The organism is Paraburkholderia sp. Cy-641, from assembly GCF_011752945.1.
Taxonomy (GTDB): Bacteria; Pseudomonadota; Gammaproteobacteria; order Burkholderiales; family Burkholderiaceae; genus Paraburkholderia.
On sequence record NZ_VWWM01000133.1, the window covers coordinates 1 to 1,476 of the forward strand.

Sequence of the window (1,476 nt, forward strand, 5' to 3'; positions counted from 1 at the left end):
GGCTGCCGCCAGCGGCATGACGCTGCTGGCTACGCAGTGGGCCGGCGGAAAAGCGGTGTACCCGGTCATCTGCCGGAACGGGCATCGTTTTACACGACATGGCTCGCGTCTGCTGAAGGGCAACACGACGTGCCAGCAGTGCCAGGCGGACGAAATCCGCCAGCATTTCTTCGCTGTCCTGAAGCAGAAAGGCTTCCGGTGCAGCGATAACGCCTTTCGCGGATTAACCGCTCGACACACTTTCACCTGCGGCAACGGCCATGCATGGACCGTCGAGGCCCGCAAGATCGTGGAGGGCACGGGCTGCCCGGCATGTGCGGCCGGGCGGCGATCCGCGCGGATGACGCTGCCGGACGGCCTCAGGCGGTTGCAGGACACCGCCGCAGCGCATGGCGGCCGCTGCCTCGCGTCGTCGTATGGCGGGATGAGGGGGGCGCATCGGTGGGAATGCGCGCGGGGTCACCAGTGGCAGGCGGTGGCGGCGAGAATCGTCGAGGGCAGATGGTGTCCGCGTTGCGCGAGCCAGCGGCATGGCGAAAACCAGCGTGACCCGAACGGGATGGCGCGACTCAGGGCGCTCGCGCAATCGTACGGCGGCGAGTGCCTGGACGAAGGCTATTCCACGGTCGCGGCCCGCTACCGTTTCCGGTGCGCGCACGGGCACGAGTGGAGCGCTCGGGCGCATCTGGTCATTGCGGGAAGCTGGTGCCGGCATTGCGCGAACGAGTCGAAGCGCTCGACGCTCGAACAGATGCGGGCGGTCGCCCATGAGCGCGGCGGCCAATGTCTCAGTACCGTGTATCTGGGCAGCAAGGCCAGACTCGTATGGCAATGTTCGATGGGGCATGTATGGGAAAGCCTGCCGGGCAACGTGATCCATCGTGGTGCCTGGTGCCCGGCGTGCTTCCGGCTGCGTATCACGAAGAAGCCGCATCTGCGCTCGCGTTATGACGTGCGGGGGGGAGCCGGATAAGGCCGCGCTCTGACACTGCACGGATCGACAGGCACCGCAGCCTGCAAAAATGATAGCTTTTGATAACGGATTTGGGAGAGGGCTCAATGTCTTGCGAGCGGATTCCGGGGCGTTTTCCCGGAATGCGGGGATTCACGATTGCGCGTCTACCAGATGGTATGGTAGGTCGCCGGGGAATGATGGTCAGGGTTCGCCATTCCACGCGCCCTGATCGGGATGCGGAAATCATCGGGAGCGGACGGCGCTGTTTCAGGCCCGAGCGGCGACAGGGTCGCCTCAACCCCGTTTGGCATGGTACGTACAGGCGCAGATTCGCGTCGACGCCAGCGGGTTACATGGTGGTTACACGAAGCCGGAAAAGACAAAAGGGTTACGCGCAAAAATGCTGTAACCCTTTGATTTGACTGGTTGCGGGGGTAGGATTTGAACCTACGACCTTCGGGTTATGAGCCCGACGAGCTGCCAGACTGCTCCACCCCGCGTCCGTCGAAGAAAAGATTATA

Annotated in this window: 1 protein-coding gene and 1 tRNA gene; one reads left to right on the top strand and one right to left on the bottom strand. The window is 63.6% G+C overall.

Features of this window, described 5'->3' with window-relative positions; translation table 11 throughout:
* The coding region (locus F3J20_RS31665) for a hypothetical protein (RefSeq protein WP_167285833.1) at positions 1–973 on the top strand (973 nt) is incomplete at its 5' end.
* 405 nt (positions 974–1,378) lie between these two features.
* Here the strand turns inward: F3J20_RS31665 and F3J20_RS31670 are convergent.
* Positions 1,379–1,455 (bottom strand) — tRNA-Met (locus F3J20_RS31670).
* Positions 1,456–1,476: the final 21 nt, after the last annotated feature.